Origin of the sequence: Listeria immobilis (genome assembly GCF_014322845.1) — a bacterium.
Classification (GTDB): Bacteria; Bacillota; Bacilli; order Lactobacillales; family Listeriaceae; genus Listeria; species Listeria immobilis.
The window spans coordinates 546,484-565,503 of record NZ_JAASUA010000001.1; the positions used below are offsets into that span (position 1 = coordinate 546,484).

Annotated in this window: 17 protein-coding genes, 1 riboswitch and 1 other annotated feature; of the genes, 6 read left to right on the forward strand and 11 right to left on the reverse strand. The window is 37.0% G+C overall.

Going from position 1 to position 19,020, the window contains the following annotated elements:
* Positions 1-47: 47 nt before the first annotated feature.
* Positions 48-2,459 carry a leucine--tRNA ligase gene (gene leuS / locus HCJ45_RS02775; RefSeq protein WP_185395577.1) on the reverse strand — a complete coding sequence of 804 codons (2,412 nt, stop codon included), beginning with the start codon at positions 2,457-2,459 and terminating at the stop codon, positions 48-50.
* A 75-nt stretch (positions 2,460-2,534) separates the two neighbouring features.
* Positions 2,535-2,736: a binding site (T-box leader), on the reverse strand.
* A gap of 128 nt (positions 2,737-2,864) precedes the next feature.
* Between leuS and mnmL the strand changes: the two genes are divergently transcribed.
* Together mnmL and mnmM are read left to right on the forward strand one after the other, a co-directional pair.
* The gene (mnmL, locus tag HCJ45_RS02780; RefSeq protein WP_185349441.1) at positions 2,865-3,830 is read left to right on the forward strand and encodes a tRNA modification radical SAM protein MnmL/YtqA; all 966 of its coding nucleotides are present in this window, start codon (positions 2,865-2,867) and stop codon (positions 3,828-3,830) included.
* Entirely contained in the window at positions 3,827-4,402 is a 576-nt protein-coding gene (gene mnmM, locus HCJ45_RS02785; protein WP_185395543.1) for a tRNA 5-(aminomethyl)-2-thiouridylate-methyltransferase MnmM, read from the forward strand. Before mnmL ends, mnmM begins: the two co-directional genes overlap by 4 nt.
* A gap of 23 nt (positions 4,403-4,425) precedes the next feature.
* Here mnmM and asnB read toward each other — a convergent pair whose 3' ends face one another.
* Complete coding sequence (asnB, locus tag HCJ45_RS02790) at positions 4,426-6,291, reverse strand: asparagine synthase (glutamine-hydrolyzing) (RefSeq protein ID WP_185395542.1); 1,866 nt, start codon at positions 6,289-6,291, stop codon at positions 4,426-4,428.
* A 133-nt stretch (positions 6,292-6,424) separates the two neighbouring features.
* On the reverse strand, positions 6,425-7,624 hold the full coding sequence (gene metK, locus HCJ45_RS02795) for a methionine adenosyltransferase (RefSeq protein ID WP_185395541.1): 1,200 nt from the start codon (positions 7,622-7,624) through the stop codon (positions 6,425-6,427).
* A gap of 107 nt (positions 7,625-7,731) precedes the next feature.
* Positions 7,732-7,840: riboswitch (SAM riboswitch) on the reverse strand.
* Positions 7,841-8,032: 192 nt separating this feature from the next.
* Between metK and HCJ45_RS02800 the strand changes: the two genes are divergently transcribed.
* Entirely contained in the window at positions 8,033-8,332 is a 300-nt protein-coding gene (locus tag HCJ45_RS02800; RefSeq protein WP_185395540.1) for a hypothetical protein, read from the forward strand.
* Positions 8,333-8,481: 149 nt separating this feature from the next.
* Here HCJ45_RS02800 and HCJ45_RS02805 read toward each other — a convergent pair whose 3' ends face one another.
* From HCJ45_RS02805 to ytkD, 3 genes are read right to left on the reverse strand one after another with little or no spacing between them, the layout of a single operon-like run.
* The gene (locus tag HCJ45_RS02805; protein WP_185395539.1) at positions 8,482-9,402 is read right to left on the reverse strand and encodes an L-lactate dehydrogenase; all 921 of its coding nucleotides are present in this window, start codon (positions 9,400-9,402) and stop codon (positions 8,482-8,484) included.
* A 15-nt stretch (positions 9,403-9,417) separates the two neighbouring features.
* Entirely contained in the window at positions 9,418-9,660 is a 243-nt protein-coding gene (locus HCJ45_RS02810) for a DUF2584 domain-containing protein (protein ID WP_185349197.1), read from the reverse strand.
* Between the two features lie 42 nt (positions 9,661-9,702).
* Positions 9,703-10,185, reverse strand: coding sequence for an RNA deprotection pyrophosphohydrolase (gene ytkD / locus HCJ45_RS02815; RefSeq protein ID WP_185395538.1), 483 nt, complete (start codon positions 10,183-10,185; stop codon positions 9,703-9,705).
* 72 nt (positions 10,186-10,257) lie between these two features.
* Here ytkD and yidD point away from each other — a divergent pair, with 72 nt between their 5' ends.
* Together yidD and HCJ45_RS02825 are read left to right on the forward strand one after the other, a co-directional pair.
* The gene (yidD, locus tag HCJ45_RS02820; protein ID WP_185395537.1) at positions 10,258-10,533 is read left to right on the forward strand and encodes a membrane protein insertion efficiency factor YidD; all 276 of its coding nucleotides are present in this window, start codon (positions 10,258-10,260) and stop codon (positions 10,531-10,533) included.
* 148 nt (positions 10,534-10,681) lie between these two features.
* Positions 10,682-11,659 carry a metal ABC transporter substrate-binding protein gene (locus HCJ45_RS02825; protein WP_185395536.1) on the forward strand — a complete coding sequence of 326 codons (978 nt, stop codon included), beginning with the start codon at positions 10,682-10,684 and terminating at the stop codon, positions 11,657-11,659.
* 38 nt (positions 11,660-11,697) lie between these two features.
* Here HCJ45_RS02825 and HCJ45_RS02830 read toward each other — a convergent pair whose 3' ends face one another.
* From HCJ45_RS02830 to HCJ45_RS02850, 5 genes are read right to left on the reverse strand one after another with little or no spacing between them, the layout of a single operon-like run.
* A complete protein-coding gene (locus tag HCJ45_RS02830; RefSeq protein WP_185395535.1) occupies positions 11,698-13,098 on the reverse strand; it encodes an o-succinylbenzoate--CoA ligase in 1,401 nt (466 codons plus the stop codon).
* A gap of 15 nt (positions 13,099-13,113) precedes the next feature.
* The gene (gene menB, locus HCJ45_RS02835) at positions 13,114-13,932 is read right to left on the reverse strand and encodes a 1,4-dihydroxy-2-naphthoyl-CoA synthase (protein WP_185395534.1); all 819 of its coding nucleotides are present in this window, start codon (positions 13,930-13,932) and stop codon (positions 13,114-13,116) included.
* The gene (gene menH, locus HCJ45_RS02840; protein WP_185395576.1) at positions 13,929-14,759 is read right to left on the reverse strand and encodes a 2-succinyl-6-hydroxy-2,4-cyclohexadiene-1-carboxylate synthase; all 831 of its coding nucleotides are present in this window, start codon (positions 14,757-14,759) and stop codon (positions 13,929-13,931) included. The genes menB and menH overlap by 4 nt, the downstream gene beginning before the upstream one ends.
* 1 nt (position 14,760) lies before the next feature.
* Positions 14,761-16,503 (reverse strand): 2-succinyl-5-enolpyruvyl-6-hydroxy-3-cyclohexene-1-carboxylic-acid synthase, encoded by a 1,743-nt coding sequence (gene menD, locus HCJ45_RS02845; RefSeq protein WP_185395533.1) that lies wholly within the window; start codon positions 16,501-16,503, stop codon positions 14,761-14,763.
* Complete coding sequence (locus HCJ45_RS02850; protein WP_185395532.1) at positions 16,500-17,888, reverse strand: isochorismate synthase; 1,389 nt, start codon at positions 17,886-17,888, stop codon at positions 16,500-16,502. The genes menD and HCJ45_RS02850 overlap by 4 nt, the downstream gene beginning before the upstream one ends.
* A gap of 174 nt (positions 17,889-18,062) precedes the next feature.
* Here HCJ45_RS02850 and HCJ45_RS02855 point away from each other — a divergent pair, with 174 nt between their 5' ends.
* Positions 18,063-19,001 carry a 1,4-dihydroxy-2-naphthoate polyprenyltransferase gene (locus HCJ45_RS02855; protein ID WP_185395531.1) on the forward strand — a complete coding sequence of 313 codons (939 nt, stop codon included), beginning with the start codon at positions 18,063-18,065 and terminating at the stop codon, positions 18,999-19,001.
* The last annotated feature ends 19 nt before the right edge of the window (positions 19,002-19,020 follow it).

Genomic DNA, 19,020 nt, shown 5'->3' on the forward strand with positions numbered 1-19,020 from the left:
CCAACTAAAAATAAAACTGCCAGCTAAAAAGCCAGCAGTTTTTACTTTTAATTCGCAACAATATTAACCAGTTTGCCAGGAACAACAATCACTTTACGAATTGTTTTACCTTCAAGATTTTCTTTGATTTTATTGTCTTCTTGAGCGATTTTCTCTAGTTCTTCTTTAGCTAGTGATTTCGCAACAGTGATTTTATTTTTCACTTTACCATTCACTTGAAGTACGATTTCTACTTCATCTTCTACTAGTTTGGTTTCATCATAAGTTGGCCAAGATACATAGCTGATTGTTTCTGTATGACCTAGGATCTCCCACAATTCTTCTGCAAGATGTGGAGCGATTGGCGAAAGTAGTTGAACGAAACCTTCGATATATTCTTTTGGAATGCTTGGTTGTTTGTATGCTTCATTGATAAAAATCATTAGTTGTGAAATTCCTGTATTGAAACGAAGATTTTCGTAATGATTAGTTACCGTTTTTACCATTTGATGATATGCTTTTTCCAAATTAGCATTTGCATCTGTTGTTACTTTTTCTGCAAGTGTACCTTCTTCTGTTACGAGCAATCGCCAAATCCGGTCGAGGAATTTACGTGCCCCTTCTAGTCCATTTTCATTCCAGGCGATGGAAGCTTCCAGAGGTCCCATGAACATTTCATACAAGCGAAGTGTATCTGCACCATATTTTTCAACTACTTCATCAGGGTTAACCACATTGCCTCTAGATTTGGACATTTTTTCATTATTTTCGCCAAGAATCATTCCTTGGTTAAATAGTTTTTGGAATGGCTCTTTTGTTGGCACAACTCCAATATCATATAGGAATTTATGCCAGAAACGAGCATAAAGCAAATGAAGTACAGCATGTTCTGCCCCGCCAATATAAACATCTACTGGTAGCCATTCTGCAAGTTTTTCTTTATCTGCAATTGCATCTTTATTTTTTGGATCGATATAACGCAAGAAGTACCAGCTTGATCCAGCCCATTGCGGCATGGTGTTTGTCTCACGGCGACCTTTGCGACCATTTTCATCCGTAACATTTACCCAGTCATACAAATTAGCAAGTGGAGATTCGCCGGTTCCAGATGGTTTAATTTCTGTTGCTTTTGGCAGAAGTAGTGGTAGTTCCTCTTCTGGTACAAGGGTTGTTTCACCATCTTCCCAGTGAATAACAGGAATAGGCTCTCCCCAATAACGTTGTCTACTAAACAACCAATCACGCAAACGATAAGTGATTTTGCGGCTACCCACATCTTCTTTTTCTAGCCAATCAATCGCCGCTTTAATTCCATCCATTTTGTTCATACCATTCAAAAAGGCAGAATTTATATGTGGTCCATCTTCTGTAAAAGCTTCTTTTGAAATATCTCCACCTTCAAGAACAGGACGAATATTCATGCCAAATTGTTTCGCAAATTCATAATCTCTTTCATCATGTGCAGGTACAGCCATAATTGCGCCAGTTCCGTATTGAATCAAAACATAATCAGCAATCCAAATTGGCACTTCTTCCCCGTTGATGGGATTAATTGCGTATGCGCCAGTGAACACACCTGTTTTTTCTTTTGCAAGATCGGTTCTTTCAAGCTCACTTTTTAGCTCTACTTGTTTTTTATAATTGTCCACTGCATCTTTTTGAGCTGGTGTCGTGATTTTTTCAATAAGTTCATGTTCTGGTGCAAAAACGGTGTATGTTGCGCCAAAAAGTGTATCAGGACGTGTTGTAAAGACGTTAAAAGTTTCATCGCAATCTTTAATTTTAAAAGTTACTTCTGCTCCTTCTGAACGTCCAATCCAGTTACGTTGCATATCTTTAATATTTTCTGGCCAATCGACTAGCTCTAGATCATCTAGCAAACGGTCAGCATAAGCTGTTATTTTCAGCATCCATTGGCGCATTGGTTTACGGTAAACGGGGAAACCACCACGTTCACTTTTACCATCAATAACTTCTTCATTGGCAAGTACAGTACCAAGCGCGGGACACCAGTTGACAGCAATTTCAGCTTCATAAGCCAAGCCATGTTCATATAGTTTTTCAAAAATCCACTGCGTCCATTTATAATATTCTGGGTCAGTCGTATTAATTTCGCGTTCCCAGTCATAAGAAAAACCAAGTGATTTAATTTGACGAGTAAAATTGGCAATATTAAGTGCGGTAAATTCTTCCGGATCATTACCAGTATCAATTGCATATTGTTCAGCAGGAAGACCGAAAGCATCCCACCCAATTGGATGAAGGACATTTTTGCCTTGCATCCGCTTCATTCTAGACAAAATATCCGTTGCCGTATAACCTTCTGGATGTCCAACGTGAAGCCCTGCCCCTGATGGATACGGGAACATATCAAGTGCGTAGAAATTTTCTTTATTTTTATCTGTTGTTGTTTTAAAAGTATTATGTTGACTCCAATATTGCTGCCATTTCGGCTCCACTTTTTTGTGATTAAATGTCACTTTATTCATCCTCTCTTTTCCTTAAAATATCGAATTTGGGATACAAAAAAATCCCTACATCCCAACGGCTTATCGCCATGGGACGAGAGATGCTTCTCCCGCGGTACCACCCACATTAGTGTTTGACCACTCAACTTCAAAAATCCTTAACGCGGAAAACGGGGATACACCCAAGCTCCATGGTAAGTTCATCCGGATTTTGTGACTGACTTGCACCAACCGTCAGCTCTCTCAACATCAAAATAAGTGGATTACTACTCCATTTCATCGCTTTTTCTCAAAATTCATTAGCTTTATTGTAGCTGAAATTACAGTTTTTAGCAAGTGCTCTAAATATTTCTCCAACTTGCTTGCTAAAATGTGCTAAAATGAATGGAGAATTTCATTTGAAGGAGTCTAAAACTAGTGAAACAAACAAATCCATTTTTATATAGTAATGATAACAAGCGATACCATACTTGGAACTACTGCTTACGTGAACAATTTGGTCAAAAAACGTATAAAGTAGCACTAGACGGCGGCTTTGATTGCCCTAACCGTGATGGTACAGTAGCGCATGGTGGTTGTACATTTTGTAGTGCAGCGGGGTCTGGAGATTTTGCCGGAAATCGTGCGCTTGATTTAAAAGTTCAGTTTCAACAAGTTCGTGATAAAATGCAAACGAAATGGAAAGATGGCAAATGTATCGCGTATTTCCAAGCATTTACAAATACGCATGCGCCGGTTGCGGAACTTCGTGAAAAATTCGAGGCTGTTTTAAATGAACCAGGTGTTGTTGGTCTTTCCATTGCCACAAGACCTGACTGTTTACCAGATGATGTAGTAGAATATTTAGCCGAATTAAATGAACGTACCTATCTTTGGCTCGAACTTGGTTTGCAATCTGCACATGATGAAACTGGACGATTAATTAACCGTGCGCATGATTATGATTGTTATTTAGAAGGAGTGCAAAAACTCCAAGCACACAATATCCGAATTTGCACACATATTATCAATGGTCTTCCAAAAGAAACGCCAGAAATGATGATGGAAACTACCCGAAAAGTCGTTGAAAGCGGAGTCGATGGGATTAAGATTCACTTGCTCCATCTCTTAAAAGGCACACCAATGGTAGAAGATTATAAAAAAGGGGATTTGGAATTTCTAACTCGTGATGGTTATGTAAATTTAGTTGCAGATCAATTAGAAATATTACCTCCTGAAATGGTGATACATCGGATTACTGGTGATGGTGGTGTCGATGATTTGATTGGCCCAGTCTGGAGTTTAAACAAATTTGAAGTACTTAATGCGATAGATGCTGAATTAGTTAGAAGAGATAGCTGGCAAGGGAAATTTTTTCAAGCGCAGGAAGTGATAAATAAATGAATTTACGAGCAGTGCTCCCTTTCGCTCATGATACACTTCGAAAAGTTGTTCGTTCTGGTGATTATGTGGTGGATGCGACTTGCGGAAATGGACATGATACATTGCTTCTCGCAGAACTAGTGGGTATAAATGGTCATGTTATAGGATTTGATATTCAACAAGTAGCTATTGATGCGACAAGAACTCGACTAGAAAAGGCAGAGATGACTTCCCAAGTAGAATTAATTTGTGCTAGTCATGCGACAATTCCTGTTTATGCCAAACAACCCGTTCGAGCAGCAATTTTCAACTTAGGTTATTTGCCTGGTGGTGATAAACAAATTACGACAACGGCTGATTCCACCCTACTTAGCATTACTCATTTGATGGAGCTTTTAGAAATTGGTGGTGTGATTATTCTAGTTATTTATCACGGACATCCAGAAGGGAAAACAGAAAAAGAAGCGGTTGTTGCTTTTTGTACAGCCATTAATCAACAAGCATTTCATGTTTTATCCTATCAGTTTATTAATCAACAAAATGACGCTCCTTTTGTTATCGTCATCGAAAAAAGAAAACCTAGACAAAGCTAACAACGGCTTGTCTAGGTTTTCTTTTATTTACCGAAATCGTATTTATCGGCTACATATATATCGTACCAAATCATAAAGATTACTACTGTCCAGATTTTTCGGCTATAATCGAATTTTCCAGCACAATGATCATCTAATAAGTCTAGAACATATTTTTTGTTAATTAAATGATCTGTTGGTGATTCTTTAATAATATTTTTGACCCAAGCATTCATTTCGTCTTTTAACCAGTGACGAATTGGCACAGGGAATCCTAATTTACGACGATTAAGTACGTGTTCTGGTACGAATGTCGCGGCTGCCTTACGTAAAATGTACTTCGTTGTTCCTTGTGTGGTTTTCATGGTGTCTGGAATACCTTTTGCAACATTATACACTTCTTTATCAAGGAAAGGCACACGAACTTCTAGTGAGTTAGCCATTGTCATTCGGTCTGCTTTTAAAAGAATATCGCCTCGAAGCCAAGTATGAATATCAATATACTGCATTCTTTCTACCGGATGATAGTTTTTTGTTTCTGCATAAAACGGATCGGTAATATTTGTATAATCGTGTCCAGCTTGGTATTTTGGAAGTAAAATTTGTTTTTCTTTCTCAGTGAACATTTTTGCATTACCGATATAGCGTTCTTCCATCGGCGTTGTTCCACGTTCTAAGAAACTTTTACCACGCATTCCCTCTGGCATCACACTCGCAACACTGTTTAACATCGATTTAAATACTTTTGGCATTTTATTGAACATTGCTAAAGAGTTAGGTTCGTTGTAAATATTATATCCGCCAAAAAGTTCATCCGCTCCTTCACCAGATAATGCAACGGTTACTTGTTTGCGAGCTTCTCTGGATAAGAAATAAAGCGGAATAGCAGCTGGATCAGCAAGCGGATCATCCATATGCCACACGATTTTTGGTAATTCTTTCATGTATTCTTCCGGAGAAATAACATAGCTAATATTTTCTACGCCAAGTTTATCAGCAGTTTCTTTTGCTACATCAATTTCACTAAATCCATCCCGCTCAAATCCAACTGAAAATGTTTTAATAGCTGGGTGGTACTCTTTGGCAATCGCAGCAATAATGGAAGAATCAATTCCACCAGATAAAAACGAGCCTACAGGAACATCAGAGCGCATATGCATTTTAACAGAATCATACATTACATCACGGATTTCTTTCACCCATGCGTCTTCAGATTTTGTCACTGGTGCAAAAGCTGCTTTCCAATATGTAGTTATTTCCATTGGTTCGCCTATTTTTTTGATGAATTGATGACCTGGTTCCAAACGCTTTACATTTTTTGTTAAAGAATCTGGTTCTGGAACGAATTGGTAAGTCATGTAATTTTGCAAGGAAATTTCATCTAATTCCTTTTCTTTTAAAGCATGAAGAATGGATTTTTTTTCTGAGCCCATATAAAGCTTGCCATCTTCTTCTGCATAGAAAAATGGTTTTATACCAAATGGATCACGTGCGCCGTATACAAGTTCTTCTTGTTTATCCCAAATAACAAAGCCAAACATCCCACGAAGACGTTCTGCGGTTTTTTCTTTATATTTTGCATACGTAGCAATAATTACTTCTGTATCACTCTCTGTTTCAAATGTCATTCCCTCTGCAATTAATTGCTCGCGGAGTTCAACATAGTTATAAATTTCTCCATTAAAAATAATCCAATAACGTTCATTTTCATACGTTAGCGGTTGATGACCGTTTTCTACATCAATAATACTTAAACGGCGGAAACCAAATTGCACGTGGTCATCTGTGAAATAACCTTCATCATCCGGTCCACGGTGCGTTATCATACTGTTCATTTGTCTAAAGGTTTCTTTATCAGCGCCAGTAATTTCTGTAATGCGGTCATGTACGCATCCTACAAATCCACACATGGTAACATTTCTCCTCTATATACATAATCATTTTTTCTTTTTTTCACAACGTCTATCATATCATAACTAGACTTCCTTTGCACTGTTTAGGAAGGAAAAACCGAACACTCTTAAAAGAAATGTTCGGTATCTTTTATTTTGCTACTAATTTTTGTAATGCTTCTGCTTTATCTGTTCTTTCCCAAGGTAAATCCAAATCACTACGTCCAAAATGTCCAAAAGCCGCTGTTTGACGATAAATCGGACGACGTAAATCAAGCATGTGAATAATACCAGCTGGGCGTAAATCAAATAATGCATTTACTCCATCGATTAACTCTTGTTCCGAAAATTCACTAGTTCCATATGTGTCAATCGAAATCGATACTGGACGAGCCACACCAATAGCATAAGCAAGCTGTACTTCCACTTTTTTAGCTAGTCCCGCAGCAACGATATTTTTAGCAACATATCTAGCAGCATAAGCACCAGAACGATCTACTTTAGTCGGATCTTTTCCAGAAAATGCCCCGCCACCATGTCGCGCATAGCCGCCGTAAGTATCAACAATGATTTTACGACCAGTTAAGCCAGCATCTCCAAGGGGGCCACCAATTACAAAACGACCAGTTGGATTGATAAAGTATTTCGTGTCTTCATCTAAGAAAGAAGCATCAATCACTTCTGGGAAAAGATATGTGTGCAAATCTTTAGCAATTTGTTCTTGTGTAATATCGGGATGATGTTGTGTCGAAACAACAATCGTATCAATTCGAACAGGTCTATTTAATTCATCATATTCAACAGTTACTTGTGTTTTAGCATCAGGACGTAAATAATCCAGTTTTTTTGATTTGCGTAGTTCGGTTAATTTACGTGCAAGACCATGTGCTAAGAAAATAGGTAATGGCATTAATTCTTCTGTTTCATCAGTAGCAAATCCGAACATTAAGCCTTGGTCTCCTGCACCGATTGCTTCAATAACCGCATCATGTTCCCCGCCGCTTCTTGATTCTAATGCTTCATCTACACCTTGTGCAATATCTGGTGATTGCTCATCAATGGCTGTTAAAACGGCACATGTTTCCGCATCAAAACCATATTTTGCACGCGTATAGCCAATTTCTTTAATTGTATCACGAACAATTTTTGGAATATCTACATAAACAGAAGTCGTAATTTCTCCTGCTACTAAAACAAGTCCAGTTGTCACAGTAGTTTCACAAGCTACACGTGCGTCCGGATCTTTTGAAATAATTGCATCTAAAATTGCATCAGATATTTGATCTGCAATTTTATCTGGATGTCCATCAGAAACCGATTCCGATGTAAATAGATGACGATTTTTAGCCAATTTTATTTTCCTCCTTTAATTCTTTCCAAATAAGCCTCATATAAAAAGCCTTTCTCTATTTAGCACAAAACGCGCACGAATAGAGAAAGGCTATCATTATACCTTTGCTCTCATCGTTCAGGAGATAATACTCCTGCAACAGATTAGCACCTTTCACTTATATGTGTAGGTTGCTGGGCTTCAAAGGGTCAGTCCCTCTACCGCTCTGGATAAGAGATAAATTTTAATTCTAAGCTAGAATACCATAAAGTCCGACTAGATGCAATAACTAATCCGGATATTCCTTTTTTAAAATAGCTCTTTTCATCTCAAACGTTTTTGAATCAATTTTTTCTTATCATTATTTCCAACCTGTGTTATGATAGATGGATAAAAAGATGTTTTTATTTATTAAAGGAGATTGTATCTATGAGTTTAATTCCGTTATCCTCGATTATTTTTCTTGGCTTTTTAGCAGCTGTTTGTTTATTTGATTTTGTCCTTCGTTGGTACTGGTTTAAATATTTTTTAGCCGCAATGGGGTTGATTGCAAGTGGTGTCGTGTTCTTCATTAGTTTTTATGGTGGAGGAATGGCCCAAACAGAAATAGCCATCGCGATTTTCATTGGAGCTTTTGGTGAATATATTGTTTCATTAATTATTAGTCTCATTCGTTTTATCGTTAGAAAATCAAATAAACCTAAACAAAAAAAAGCAAAGACCGCATAAAAAACTAGTTCTGGTAAATTATTTCTTTTACTGGAACTAGTTTTTTTATTGCCTTCACTAAAATATTTTGTTCATGAAAAGCAATTATATTTCGTAATAAAGAAGATTTCTACTATCCCAAGTTATTATGTATCTAACTTTCTTTTGTATTAATTATTTTCATTTACTGTTTCCAGTGCTGCTTTAATAACGTTACTGGATGCGATCAAATCAGCCTTTTCTTCTTCTGTAAGTGGTGGTTTTAAAATACTTGTAACACCCTCACTGCCAATAATTGCTGGTTGACCAATATAAATTTCCATCTCTTTTGAAAAGACAGCTAGTGGGAAAACTTGTTTGGCATTAGATAAAACAGCGTCTACAATTTGCGCTGTAGCTGTTGCAATACCAAAGCTAGTCCATCCTTTACCTGTTAAAATATTCCATCCTCCGCCACGGACACTTTGCTTTAAGGAAGCTAAATCAAGTGGTTTATTTGTTTGGTAATCTAAAAGAGGAACACCACCAATCCTTACTGTTGACCAAGCAACAAATTGCGACTCCCCATGTTCACCAAGTACATAACCGTCCACACTTTTTGGGTTGATATTAAGCACCTCACCAACAACTCTTCGCATTCTTGCGGTATCAAGAGATGTGCCTGTACCAAACACACGAGAATGATTAAAACCAGATAACTTTTGAATAAGTGCTGTAATAACATCACAAGGGTTCGTAATATTTATAAAAATCCCATTGAATCCAGTTGCTAAAATTTTGGGAATTATCTCTGCTACTGCTTTACTTGTTTCAATTAATTCTTCCATTCGATCTTCTCTTAATAATGTTTCCGGACCAACTGCCATAACAATAATATCCGCATCACTTAAAGCATCAAGATCATTGGGGATAATTTCTGTATAAGAACGAGTCATTGAAGACATATCACGAAGTTCTAACGCCTCACTCATCGCCTTTGTTTCTTGTTTATCAATTAAAACAATTTCATCACAAATCCCCTGCGTCACAAGAGAAAAAGCCACATCGCTTCCAACATGACCAGCGCCAATGATACCAACTTTTCGTTTCAAATAATCCCCTCCCAATTAATTACTTGAATTTAAAGCAATTAACTCATATTTAATAATCGTTTTGTTATTTTCCCAAACTAATTTGCGAGGAATGGCTTCTCCAAGAGTTTCGCCTTCCTTTGTTTTACGAACTATAATAGGAACATCAATCGGATAAATTCGATATCCTTGTTTTTCCAATTCAAAAAAATTATCAGAAATTCTTTTTTCATTTCCTTTTGTGACTATCATTGTGTTTACTTCAAGTGGCATACCCAATTTTTCTCACCTCCAATGCTTTTATCATAGCAGAGTTTACCCCTAATTGACTAGTTTTTGTTGTTTTAAAATCCGCTCTGCTGCTTCTACTATTTTTACCATTCCTGCATCTCGCATAAAAAAACTAAAAGCAGGTCCACAAATAAGTTGACGTAGGTTTCCATTTAAAACAACTGGTCCCCTTGTCTCTAAATAATCTGTTTTAGCTTCTAACTTTTCTACTTTTGTTGTATATACTCGTTTGGTAAAAGTTCGTTCCTTCGAAGTCACAAGATAATCCGCAACAAAATAAAGTTCACCTGGGATAGCACCAGTTTCTTCCATTAATTCTCGTTTAGCCGCTTCCATGTTAGTTTCGCCTTGCTCCCCTTTACCACCAGGAAATTCTAAGCCACGTTTTTTATGTTCGGTAAATAGCCAGCCATCTAAGAAAGTTGGCACTACTAATACGTCATCAGCTTGATAGTTTTGCTTATCAAAATAAATCGTTACATCATTTTGAAGTGCATCTTTATAAGTAAACAAAATCTCACTTCCTTTTCTTTTTTCAAAAATATGGTAAGCTGTAGATAACATGAATTTTAAGGATGAATACTAATGAAAAAAATACTTATCGGAGGAATCCGACTTTATCAAAAATATATTTCGCGTTTCACTCCAGCTACATGTCGGTTTTATCCAACTTGTTCTGCATACGGGATTGAAGCCATTCAGACACATGGAGCACTCAAAGGCAGTTACTTGGCCATTAAGCGAATCTCCAAATGTCATCCCTTCCATAAAGGCGGGCTTGATTTTGTTCCTCCGAAGAAAGATAAAAACACTTCAGATAAACAGTCCAACCATCAATGCGATGCCCATCATCATCATTAATAATAGCACGAATCGCTTTATGGCGGTTCGTTTTTTCTTGCTTTTTTTGAAAGAATACGGTATTATCAACATTGGATTATAAATCGTAATTACTACGATTGACATAGTTTGCAAACAAGAATAATTTCGATTTAGAGGAGTGAATGGATTGAAAAAACGCTATTTTATGATGCTAACGGCCCTTTTATCTACTATATTAATACTTGCGGGTTGTTCATCTGAAAAAGATACAAGCAAGACTAGCAGTGATAAATTAACAGTTTATACAACGGTTTATCCATTGCAATATTTAACGGAACAAATCGGTGGAAAATATGTAGAGGTGAGTAGTATTTATCCTCCTGGTTCAGATGCACATAGTTTTGAACCAACCCAAAAAGATATGATGAAAATTGCCGATAGCGATTTATTTTTCTATATTGGTCTTGGGATGGAAGGTTTTGTGAATAAAGCAGAAAAAACACTTGCTAATGAAAATGTTAGCTTTGTCCCTACTGCTGAAAAATTAGATTTGCCTACTGATCCAGATGCTGCTGAAGAACATAATCATGAAAACGAAGAAGAACACGACCATGAAAGTGAAGAAGAGCATAACCATGGTGATATCAATCCACATGTTTGGTTAAATCCAGTTTATATGGAACAAATGGCAACGCTTGTAAAAGATCGTTTAGTGAAAGAGATGCCTAGTCAAAAAGAAACTTTCGAAAAAAATTATCAAACAGTAGAAGATAATTTAAAACAATTAGATCAAAATTTTAGAACAGTTACTAGTAATGCTAAACAAAAAGATTTTGTCACCGCTCATGCAGCATATAGTTATTGGGAAACCGAATATCAACTACATCAAATTCCAATTGCTGGTGTCTCAACTAGTGATGAACCTTCACAAAAAAAATTACAATCCATTGTAGATAAAATTAATGCTGAACAAATCCCTTACATCATGCTAGAACAAAATACTAATTCTAAAATTGCTGATGTAATTCAACAAGAAACGAATACCAAAACACTAACCTTGCATAATTTAGAAACATTAACACAAAAAGATATAGATCAAAACCGTGATTATCTTTCTATCATGGAAGATAACTTAGCAGCCTTAAAAGAAGGGCTCAATTATTAAAAAAAGGAAATGCCTCGAAATAATAGGCATTTCCTTTTTTAGTTTTCTTTTAATTTATTACGCTGGATTTTGCCAGAAGCTGTTTTTGGCAAACTAGCTACTAATAAAAATTGTTTAGGAATTTTATACCTTGCTAAATTAGTTTGACATATATTTTGCAAGTCTGCTTCATTAAAGTGAGCATCTGCAACAATATATGCAATTGGTACGCTACCCCATTTTGCATCTACTTTTCCAACGACAGCCACTTCTTGCACTGATTCATAACTGCTAATAATTTGCTCTACTTCTGTTGGATAGATATTTTCCCCACCAGAAATAATTAAATCCGAGCGTCTTTCTAATACAAATAAAAATCCCATTTCATCTAAATAACCAATATCACCTGTTTTAAACCAGCCATCAGAAAAGGCTTCTTTCGTCGCCGCTTCATTATGCAAATATCCTGGAGTTATGGATGGACCTTTTAGTAAAATTTCCCCGTCTTCTGCAATTTTCACCTCTGCCGGAAATAGCGCTTTTCCAGAAGAACCAATTTTATTCAGCGCGTCTTTTGGTGAAAGTGTTACAATTTGAGAAGCTGTTTCGGTCATGCCAAATGATTGTACTAATGGAATATTACGCATTTTACAAACTTCTAGAGTCGCTTTGCTTGCAGGCCCTCCACCAAGTAACACAGTACGCAAATTGGGGTGGTAACTTCCATCATAATTACTAAGCAGCCGCTCTAACATCGAAGTAACAACCGAGATTGTCGAAACTTCCCCTGAAAGAAGCATTTTAGTAATTTTCACCTCATCAAAATGTTCTTCTAAATATACTGGAATTCCATATATCATCGAACGCATCATTATAGATAAACCGCTAATATGAAAAATTGGTACCGCGCAAAGCCAGCTATCTTTCTCTGTTAAACCTAAATTCAACACAGATGAAACGGCACTCCACCAATGATTTTCATAAGTTTGGATGACACCTTTTGGATTTCCTGTTGTACCCGAAGTATACATAATCGAAGCCACTTTTGTTAAATCCCAATTAGTCAGAATAACAGGTTTGATATATTCACTTAACTTTATTTCCGTATAACTAATTCCTGATTCTACTTTATCCAAAAATGCATCTGAAATTAGAACTTCTTTTACTTTGGCATTTTCCAATTGGAAAGCAATTTCTTTTTTAGTCAGCCGATTATTAAGAAATAATGTTTCTGCTCCAATTTGTTGTAATGCGTGAATTAGTAAAAAAGTTAGTCGATCATTCTTTCCAAGGATAGCCACCCTATCGCCTTGTCGCACACCTCGAAAAAATAATTTTCCTGCTAACTCCTCTACAGCTTGATATATTTCTTCAAATGTTTCTGCTTTTCCTTCAAAAACGAGCGCGGTCTCTTTAGGAGAAAGCCGCACTCGTTTTTGAAGCCAGTTAGTCATGTCCATTTTTACACCTTCAAATCAAGGGAATTTTGGAAATTGGTCAAAGTCTGGATCGCGTTTTTCTTTAAAGGCATCGCGACCTTCTTTTGCTTCGTCCGTTGTATAATATAAAAGCGTTGCATCTCCAGCTAATTGCTGAATCCCAGCTAAACCATCTGTATCGGCATTGAAAGCAGCTTTGATAAAACGAAGCGCAGTTGGACTTTTTTGTAGCATTTCTTTTGCCCAGGCTACTGTTTCTTTTTCTAAATCTGCTAATGGAACAACGGTATTAATCCAGCCCATGTCCAGTGCTTCTTCTGCACTATATTGACGGCACATAAACCATACTTCTTTCGCTTTCTTATGCCCAATAACACGTGCTAAATAACCAGAACCATATCCAGCATCAAAACTACCCACATTCGGTCCAGTTTGACCAAATTTAGCATTATCTGCAGCAATCGTTAAGTCACACACTAATTGAAGGACGTTTCCTCCACCAATTGACCATCCTGCGACCATTGCAATAACTGGTTTTGGAATAACTCTAATTAAACGTTGTAAATCAAGCACATTTAAGCGTGGGATTTGATCATCACCAACATAGCCACCATGACCACGAACCTTTTGATCTCCACCAGAACAGAATGCTTTTTCACCTTCACCTGTTAAAATAATTACGCCAAGATTAGAATTATCACGAGCTAAATTAAATGCATCAATCATTTCTGTTACTGTTTTTGGTGTAAATGCATTATGTACTTCTGGACGATTAATCGTAATTTTCGCGATTCCTTCATAACTTTCATATTTGATTTCCTCATATACTTTTTCTGTTTGCCAATTAAAACTCATTGTTCTTCCTCCTTTAAATTGCTTTCCAGCCAGTGATTTAACTCACTAAGAAATGTAGTTGGTTGTTCTAAATAAACAGCATGCCCTGCTTGTTTAATGGATTGATGTGTTGCGTACGGTAAGTATTTTATCATCTCATTAGCAATGTTTTCAAATTTTACATCTAGTTCACCAGTAATTAATAAAACTGGAAAAAAGAAATTTGCTAGTTCATCCCAATAAGATGGTTGTTTTCCTGTACCCATTCCTCGCAAACTCATCGCTAAGCCAAGCGGTTTTTGTGATAATCGTTCGTTTCTTACTTTTCTTTGTTCTTCTATTGTTAGTTGTTGTTGGGAAGCAAAAAGTGGTAATTTTTCCCAGTATTGGACAAAAGCTTCGATACCCTTTTGTTCTATTGTTTCTGCTAATTGGTTATCTGCCATCATTCGGCTGGTTCGGTCAGATTCCTGCTCTAAACCAGGGGAACTACTAATTAAAATAAGTCCTTGAACCTTTTCTGGAAAACTTGCTGCAAAACTAGTTGCAACTCGCCCACCCATCGAATAGCCTAACAAGATACATTGCTCAATGTTTAATTGATGCATGATTTCCGCTAAATCTTGGCAAATATGTTCTATTGAATAGCGCTCTAACGCTTTAGGGCTAGCTGTTTTCCCGTGACCAAGTATATCAGGCGCGACAATATCATAATCCTTCTTTAATTTCAAAATAACTTGTTGATAGGTCTCATTAGTTCCAGTAAAACCGTGTAGCATCAATAATACCGGTCTATTTTCGCCACTAAAAAAGGTGGTAACATGATATGTTTGTCCGTTAATTCGCATATTAATCAAGTGCCTTTAAAGCTGTCGCAATTTTGTCCCAAAGCAATTGATGATTTGCCTTATTTTCATGACGATTCGTCTTCACTTCAATAATATCTAAACCTTTGTGGAAATTCGCTTTATCTACTGCTTCTTCTAAAGCATCTATTGACGTTGCTTCATGATAGTCAGCATCATACAAAGCAGCTGCAAAACGAAAATCTAATTCAGTGGAAGTTCCAAAAAGCGTCTCAAAATATTTTGGTTCTTTAGCTTGAGGTAAGAAAGAGAAAATTCCTCCTCCATCATTATTAACTATAATAATTGTTAAGTTCATCTTATATTTCTTCGCCATAAGTAAACCATTCATATCATGATAAAAAGATAAATCACCAATAAGTAAAAACATCGGTTGAAAAACAACACTTGCGCCTAAAGCTGATGAAACTACCCCATCAATACCGTTTGCTCCACGATTAGCCAGCATTTTTATTTTTTTATCAACTTGTGGAAAATACGTATCGACATCACGAATCGGCATACTATTACCGATAAATAAACCGGCTTTATCTGGTAATAATCGCCGTAATTCTGCAACAATTTTCCCTTCTTCTAAGGAGGTTGTATTGGCCATTTCATCCATAACAATTTGGCGAGCAGTGTCATTATACGTAATCCATCTATTCAGCCAATTGACATTTTTTACATCAGCAGGCATATGCTTTTGTAAAACATCTAGCAAGAATCGTTCATCACAGTGAATCATATCTGTTACCGCTTTAATTGGATCTTTCCAAGCAGCACCAGGATCAACAACATAAAAACGGATATTTTTCAGTGCTTCTAACCAATTTTTAAGTGGTTTAGACACTGGCATACTTCCAAAACGGATTACCACTTCTGGAGTCAGCTGAGGTAAAATCTTAGCTTCTTTCATAAATGCATCATATTGGTCAATTACCACATTATCCATTGCACCGTATGAACGTAATCCTGAAAGTGGATCCGCAATAATAGGCCAACCTAGTTTCTTCGCTAAATCAACCAGTGGCTGTTCTATTTCCTTTTTATCAATTGGTCCAACTACGAAGACACCTTTTTTTCCGGTACATTCGCGAATCATTTTTTGAATAGCACTGTCTTCTAAAACTTCATGTGTATAATAAATATGTACATGATGATGTTGTTCCCCTGTTGCAGTATATGGTGACGGCTCTAAAATCGGAACAAGTGGTTCTCGAAGCGGAAAATTATAGTGTACGGGACCACGAGGAGTCTTCATAGCAATATCAACTGCACGACTACCATGCCATTTTGCATAACGAATCATTTCTTCACTATTCTCTGGTAGAGCCATATCTGTAAAATCTTTTACATGTGTACCATACAAATGTAACTGATCCATCGCTTGCGGTGCCCCCACATTTCTTAGCTCATGCGGACGATCGGCAGTAAGAACAATTAATGGGATTTGTGATAAATTCGCTTCTCCAACAGCTGGGAAGTAGTTCGCTGCAGCAGTTCCAGAAGTACAAAGCAGAACAACTGGACGTTTAGATGCTTTCGCAAGACCAAGAGCAAAAAAGCCTGCGGAGCGTTCATCAACATCCACGTAAATTTTCAAAATCGGATGCTCTGCCATCATTAGTGCAAGAGGTGTTGAGCGTGATCCAGGGCTAATAATTGCTTCTTTCACACCAGCCTGTACAAGCTCTTCAATAAAAGCAGCTAAATAATCTGTCAGCACTTGTTCGTGGTTTGTCATTTCTTCATGCCTCCTAGTACGCGTAACATCGGTTGAAATTTAACTTTAGTTTCTTTTAATTCTTCTTTTGGTATAGAATCTCCTACAATCCCACAACCAGCAAATAATATTCCTTGCGAATCCACAATTAAACCAGATCGAATAGCCACAGCAAATTCCCCTTGGCCTTTCAAATCAATCCAACCAATTGGAGCACCGTATAGTCCTCGGTCCATTTCTTCTTTCATTCGAATAATTGCAAGACCCATCTTTTGTGGTAGTCCACCAAGCGCTGGTGTTGGATGGAGTGCTTTTACCATTTCAAGCATAGTTACATCCGGTTTTTTCTTTGCAGTAATATTCATATATAGATGTTGAATATCGCGATTTTTTAATAATACAGGTTGACTGGATAATGATAGACCCGTTGTAAATGGTTTTAAAGTCTCTTCCATCATTTGAACAACATAAGAATGCTCTTGTAAATTTTTTACATCACTTAATAATGCATTTCCAAGTTCCTCATCTTCTTCTTTCGTCATACCACGCTCTGTTGAACCAGCTACACAAGAAGAATAAATCGTATCCTTGTTTACAGCAATTAGTCTCTCTGGGCTTGCTCCAAAGAATACACCAGACCCTTTTTCAATGAGAAAGAAATAACTGTTTTCTTGTGTTTCTAGCATATTTTCCAAAATGATGGCACTATCTACTTGTCGCTGGAAACGAAGCCCCATCCGTCTAGCTAGGACCACTTTTTTTACATCCTCTGAATGGTTGATTAAATCAATAATTTCACTTGCGGTTTCCATAAAATGTTCTTTACCTAGCTCTTTAGAATCAGTTAGCAAAGCCATTTCTGCCTCATTAACTTCTTGATGAATGATTTTTTGCCATTGGTTAAAGACAGCCTCTAATTTGCTCTCCGTGTCATCCGAATAAATAGATAAGTTAACCGTTAAATAGCTTTTGCCATCTTTATTAGTCAACATAAATAATGGTAAGTAAAATAAGCCGTCTTTAAAACTCTGCCATTCTTTTTCTGTATCACGTTCCGGATCAAAAGCAAAACCACCAAAATAAAGGGGACCTGTTGCATCTACGGTTGCATTAGTTACACTTGAACGCAGTCGTTTTTCAATTTTTTCTTGCAGTCCAAGAAAAGCATCTTTTTTCTTTTCTGCCAAAAATTGTTTCGTAACGCCAAAGCCAGTCATTGTTAGTGTCATTTCTGGATTTTGCCAGAAAAATCGTTCACCTTTAAAAGCAGTACCCGCCTTTTTAAATAATTTCACTGGGGACACTAATTCATCAAGTTCTGTTACCCAGCTAAACAGGGCAGGTTCATCTTGGCTTGCGCTACGTTTCGCTTGATTAAATAAATCAAGAGGCAATTTAGTATTCATATGCTTATCTCTCCTTTTACATTCACATCTTCTATTATACCAAAAACCGAGCCAAACTGCTTGATTTGCGTTTTTTCTTCCTTTTCGGCAATAATTATTGACGTGGTTCTAATATTTCCCTAAAATGAATGGTAGACATCTGAAACATATGGAAGTGAAAAAGGAGAGAAAAACATGGGTAAAGCTTCAAAATCTGTACTTACGAAACAAACTGGTTTTCAAAAATGGTGGTCCTTGCTTCGTCCACATACACTAGTTGCTTCATTTGTTCCTGTATTTCTCGGAACTAGTGTCGCAATGAGTTATACCAGTTTTCATTTTACACGTTTTCTTGTCATGTTAGTTGCTTGTTTCTTCATCCAAACATCAGCTAATTTATTCAATGAATACTTTGATTATAAAAAAGGACAAGACGATGAACATTCGGTTGGTAACGGTGGCGCGATTGTTCGTAATGGAATGCGACCAGGTTTTATATTATTCCTTGCAATCTTTTTATACATTTTATCCATCCTTGGTGGCGTATATTTATCAATGGAACTCAATTGGTATGTTGGCTTACTCGGCGCAATTTGCATGCTCGTTGGTTTTTTATACACAGGCGGCCCGTATCCAATTGCCTACACCCCGTTTGGTGAGATTATGGCAGGATTCTTTATGGGAGGAATTATTACTTTTATTTCCTTCTATATCCAAGCAGAATTTATTAGTTCATTTATCGTCTACGTTTCCATCCCGATAATGGTGCTTGTAGGTAACTTACTACTCGCTAATAGTATTCGCGATTTAGACCCGGATAAGAAAAACGGTCGACTCACGTTAGCCATCTTACTTGGACGTAAATGGGCAACTGTCCTCTTTGCTGTTGCTTTTCTTTTTAGCTATGTATTTGAAATTTCTCTTATTTTTACTCAAAATGCGCCGTGGTGGACCTTGCTGATTTTACTTAGTTTGCCAGAAGCAATTCGTGCAGTTAAACGCTTCATCGGTAAATCGTCGCCAATCACGATGATTCCAGCCATGAAGTCCACATCAAAAGCACTCACTATTTTTGGAATTACCCTTGCAATTGCTTATCTGTTAAGTTTATTATCACGAAATCTATTTATGTAAAAAACAGGTTATCATCCCC